The sequence below is a fragment of the Microbacterium sp. 13-71-7 genome (assembly GCF_002257455.1).
Classification (GTDB): Bacteria; Actinomycetota; Actinomycetes; order Actinomycetales; family Microbacteriaceae; genus Microbacterium.
Genome location: NZ_NCKN01000293.1, coordinates 1 through 4,313, shown reverse-complemented (window position 1 = coordinate 4,313; position 4,313 = coordinate 1). Strand labels below are relative to the sequence as shown.

The 4,313-nt window shown below is 73.9% G+C and carries 5 protein-coding genes; all 5 read right to left on the bottom strand.

From position 1 onward, the window contains the following. The coding region (locus tag B7X32_RS18955; protein ID WP_366247011.1) for an ATP-binding cassette domain-containing protein at positions 1 to 197 on the bottom strand (197 nt) is incomplete at its 3' end. Between the two features lie 149 nt (positions 198 to 346). Then, positions 347 to 1,399, bottom strand: a complete 1,053-nt coding sequence (locus B7X32_RS18950) for a dipeptidase (protein WP_292723269.1) — start codon at positions 1,397 to 1,399, stop codon at positions 347 to 349. Then, a complete protein-coding gene (locus tag B7X32_RS18945) occupies positions 1,396 to 2,775 on the bottom strand; it encodes a serine hydrolase domain-containing protein (RefSeq protein WP_292723266.1) in 1,380 nt (459 codons plus the stop codon). Before B7X32_RS18945 ends, B7X32_RS18950 begins: the two co-directional genes overlap by 4 nt. A 108-nt stretch (positions 2,776 to 2,883) precedes the next feature. After that, on the bottom strand, positions 2,884 to 3,390 hold the full coding sequence (locus tag B7X32_RS18940; protein WP_292723263.1) for a methylated-DNA--[protein]-cysteine S-methyltransferase: 507 nt from the start codon (positions 3,388 to 3,390) through the stop codon (positions 2,884 to 2,886). Further along, positions 3,387 to 4,313, bottom strand: a 927-nt coding sequence (locus tag B7X32_RS18935) for an AlkA N-terminal domain-containing protein (RefSeq protein WP_292723260.1), incomplete at its 5' end; no start/stop codon positions are given. The genes B7X32_RS18935 and B7X32_RS18940, both read right to left, overlap by 4 nt.

Here is a 4,313-nt window from a genome sequence, read left to right as displayed (position 1 = left end):
ATGGAGCCGCCCGTGATCGTGGATCCGCTCGGCAGCATCCCCATGATCGACAGACCGGTCATCGACTTGCCGGACCCGGTCTCGCCGACGACGCCGAGCGTCTCGCCGCGGGCGAGGTCGAGATCGACGCCGGTGATCGGGCGCACGGTCCGTTCTCCCGTGCGGATCTCGACCGAGAGGTCTCGAATCGTCAGCATTGCGCGCTCCCTTGCGCCCGCCGCTCCGCGCGGCCGGCCCTGTTCTTCCATGATCCTGCGACACCGGGGTCGCGCCGGGTTCGTCCGCTCCATCGAACGGAGCACTCGCTGTTCGTCCGCCGGGACGATTCGCTCGGTCAGGGGCGGTCTCAGCGGACCGAGGGCCGCCCGAGCTGCTGCCGGAACAGCCGCTGCACGTTCCCGCCGAGCACGCCGAGGATATCGGCCTCGGCCCACCCGCGCCGCAGCAGCGCCTCCGTGACCAGAGGCAGGCCCTCCGGTCCCTCGAGCCCCGGCAGATACACGTCCGCGGGGACGCCCTGCACCTCGGAGACCACGCAGCACGGCGGCGTGGTCTCGGCGATGACCTCTCGGACGAAGTCGGGCCCGAGGCCGACGTGCTCGCTGCCCGCGATCGCCGCGATGTGCTCCAGATGATCCACGAGCCGGTCGATCGTGGCGGGCTCCTCGTCCAGGAACGGCGCGAAGAAGTTCACGCAGATCACGCCGCCCCCCGCCGCGATCGCGGCGAGGTGCTCATCCGAGAGATTGCGATGGTGGTCGCGCAGCGCCCGCGCCGAGGAGTGCGTCGCGATGACGGGGCGGGTCGCGATCTCCAGCGCGTGCGAGACGCCCGCAGCACCCAGGTGGCTGAGGTCGAGGAGCATGCCGACCCGCTCCATCTCACGCACGGCCGCGACGCCGGCGCCGGTGAGCCGGCTGCGCGCGGCGTCCTCGCCGGATCCGTCCGCGAAGGCGCCGCGGCCGAAGTGGGCCAGCGACCCGACCCGGACTCCGAGGCGGTGCATCGTCGCGATCAGCTCGACGTCGGCGTCGAGACCGGGCATGCCCTCCAGTGCCAGCACGAGGGCGATCCGCCCGTCCGCGATCGTCCGGTCGACGTCCTCGCCGGAGCGGCACAGCGCGACGCGGCCCGCATTCTCCTCGGCGAGGCGATGCGCGGCCTCGATCATGCGCAGGGTGCGTCGCAGCGCGCCCTCGGGGCGGTACGGATCCTCGATGAACACGGGCAGCACCTGCAGGTCCACCCCGCCCGCCTCGAGCTGCGGCAGCCACCGCTCCCGGAAGAAGCTCCCCCAGCGCCCGGGCGGACGCGCCACGACCGCGCAGAGCAGGTCGTTGTGGGCGTCCGCGACCACGGCGCGGCGATGCAGGGCGCCCGCGAAGGGCAGCGCGGTCATGAGGACACCCGGCGATCCGCACGTCCGGTGTGCAGGAACAGCGCTCTGCCCGCGCCGTCGTCGCCGAGGAAGGCGACCGGTTGACGGATCCCGCCGTCCGCCTCGACCGGGAGCAGCACGTCGCCGCGCCAGCCGACGAGCTCGGTGCGGTACGGGAGATCGCCGAGGTCGGCGACGACGCCGTGCGGGACCCGATCGAGCCAGACCCGCCCCTCGGCCGTCCGGCTGATCGTGGTCAGGGCCGTCCTCGACGCGTAGCGGCCGACGAAGCGATCGGCGTGCGAGGGTGCGGGGCCGGTCGGGGCCGGGGCGGGCGCCGGACCGATCCCGGCGAACTCCGCGAGCACGGCGTCGACGAGCGCGGCGAAGACCGGATGCGGTTCTCCGCCGTTCGCGAGAGCGGCGACGGCCACGCCCTCCTCCGGCAGCACCCTGAGGCACGCGGACTGCCCGATCGTGTTGCCGTCATGGCCGGGGATCGTGCGACCCCCGCGGGCGAACAGCTCCCAGCCGAGACCCCAGGCGGCGCCCTGATCGATGTCCGGCAGCGCGATCTGCGCCGCCCGCATCGCCTCGACCGTCGCGCGGGAGATCACGCGGGAGCCGTCGGACGCGAGCCCGGCGGCGAGGGCGAGCCGGCCGAACGCGAGCAGATCGCCCGCGCTCATCGCCAGCCGGGAGCCGGCGGGCCCTCCCGCGCGCTCCATCGCCCATACGGTCGTGGGCACGACCTCGCCGTCGTCCTGCCTGAGGTGGCCCACGGCCGCCCGGTGCAGGATCGCCTCCGAGGCGTCCACGGCCGCGTGCCGCAGTCCGAGCGGGTTCAGCAACCGATCGCGCAGGACCCTCTCGTAGGGGGCGCCGCGGAGCACCTCGACGATGCGGCCGAGGGTCGAAAAGCCGGCGTTGTTGTAGGAGAACATCTCTCCGGGGGCGAAGAGCTGCGGCGTCCCGGCGAGGATTCCGACGTACTGCGCCAGCGCGTCGTCGCCGTCGCCGGTGTCGACGAAGACGTCGCCCTCGAAGCCCGCGGTATGGCTGAGCAGATGCCGGGGCGTGATCGCGGCGGAGGCCTCCTCGTCGGCGACCCGGAAGCCGGGGAGCACCCGGCGCACCGGAGCGTCCAAGTCGAGCAGCCCCTCCTCGACGAGCTGCATGACCAGCGTCGCGGTGAGCACCTTGGTGACGGATCCGATCTGGAAGACGGATCCGGTGTCCGCCGCGACGCCGGTGCCGCGATGGAGGACCCCCGCGGCGTAGGCGAACGTCGCGTCGCCGACGCCGATCGCGAGCGAGACGGCCGGCACGCGGTGCCGCGCCATCAATGCGGGGATGTGCTCCTCGACCCAGGTCTGGACGGTGGCGAGCTGCGGCATGGTCCTCCTCGACGTCGACTCACGTCGAGGCTAGAGCGCGGCTCGGCGTCTCGATTCGTCGATCGGCACCAGTACGAGGCCGCCGGCTGGTGCCGGCGGCCAGACCGCTCACGCGGCGATCGCGTGCGCGGCCTCCCGATCGAGCAGCCGGCGCTTGACGTCCTCTCCCCAGGCGAAGCCGCCGAGGGTGCCGTCGGTGCGGAGCACCCGGTGGCAGGGCACGAACAGGGCCGGCGCGTTGCGTGCGCAGATCGAGGCGGCGGGGCGCACCGCGCCCGGCTTGCCGAGGGCGACCGCGAACTCGGTGTAGGTGAGCGGCTCGCCCGGCGTGATCCGTCGCAGCGCCTCCCATCCGGCGCTCTGCATGTCGGTGCCGAACTGGTGCACCTCGACCGCGTCGATCGCCGTGAGGTCGCCCGCGTAGTACGCGGCGACGGCGTCCGCTGCGGCCGTGGCGCCCTCGGCGACCTCCGCAGGGCGGTTCTTCTCGGCGAGGCGGTGCAGGATCGCCTCGTGGTCGGCGGTCCAGCCGGATGCGAGCACGCGATCCTGGTCGTCCGCGAGGATCGTGAACGGGCCGTCCGGGGTGTCGATGGTCTGGATGATGGCGGTCATTTCGAGCCTTCCGTGATCGAGATGGTCTGGGGCGTCTTCGGGATCCTGGTCGTCTTCGGGATCTTCGGCGGGACCGCGCGCCAGAGGTGCGCGGTGAGGTAGCTGCGCCAGGGCGCCGTGCGGGCGGCCCAGGCGTCCAGGGGTCCGGCCTCGGAGGGGAGCCCCGCGCCGCCGGCGCCCGCGCGGGCCGCGACGTCGCCGGGCAGGAACACGTCGGGATCGCCGAGCACGCGCATCCGCACGTAGTCGGCCGTCCAGGGCCCGATCCCCGGCATCGCGAGCAGCGCGGCGCGCTGCGCCTCGCCGTCGTCGCCGAGTGTGAGCCGCAGGGAGCCGTCGGCGAGGGCCGCCGCGGCGCCGGTGACGGCCCTGATCCGGGCCGCAGGCCCTCGCAGCACCTCGTGCCCGTGCTCCGCGATCGCGGCCATGGACGGGAACAGGATCCCCTCCCCCTGGGCGTCGCCGGCGGATCCGACCCTCTCGCCGAGCTCCTGGGCGAGCAGGGTCAGCGCGGTGCGGGCCGCGGCGACCGTGATCTGCTGCCCGATCATCGCGCGGATGAGCATCTCGTGCGGATCCGCCGCCCCCGGCACCCGGATGCCGGGGATGCGGGCGACCAGCGGCGCGAGCGGCTCGTGCGCGGACAGCGCGGCGTCGACGGCCAGCGGATCCGCGTCCAGATCGAACAGGCGCCGGGCGCGCGCGACAAGGGGCGCGAGGTCGCCGAGCTGCGCGAGGCGGGCGCGCAGGTGCAGGCGATCGGCGTCGTCGAGGCTCAGTTCGAACCAGCCGGGCCCGCCGTCGAGACGCAGGTGCCGCGAGAACCGGCGCTCCCCCGCCTCCTCGACCCCGGGGAGCGCCCGCGCGCGCATCCATGCGAACAGACCCTCCGCATCGAAGGGCTTGCGGTACGGCAGCAGCAG

Coding starts and splice junctions, on each gene's coding strand:
- B7X32_RS18950 (WP_292723269.1), bottom strand. CDS start 1,399: ATGACCGCGCTGCCCTTCGCGGGCGCCCTGCATCGCCGCGCCGTGGTC.
- B7X32_RS18945 (WP_292723266.1), bottom strand. CDS start 2,775: ATGCCGCAGCTCGCCACCGTCCAGACCTGGGTCGAGGAGCACATCCCC.
- B7X32_RS18940 (WP_292723263.1), bottom strand. CDS start 3,390: ATGACCGCCATCATCCAGACCATCGACACCCCGGACGGCCCGTTCACG.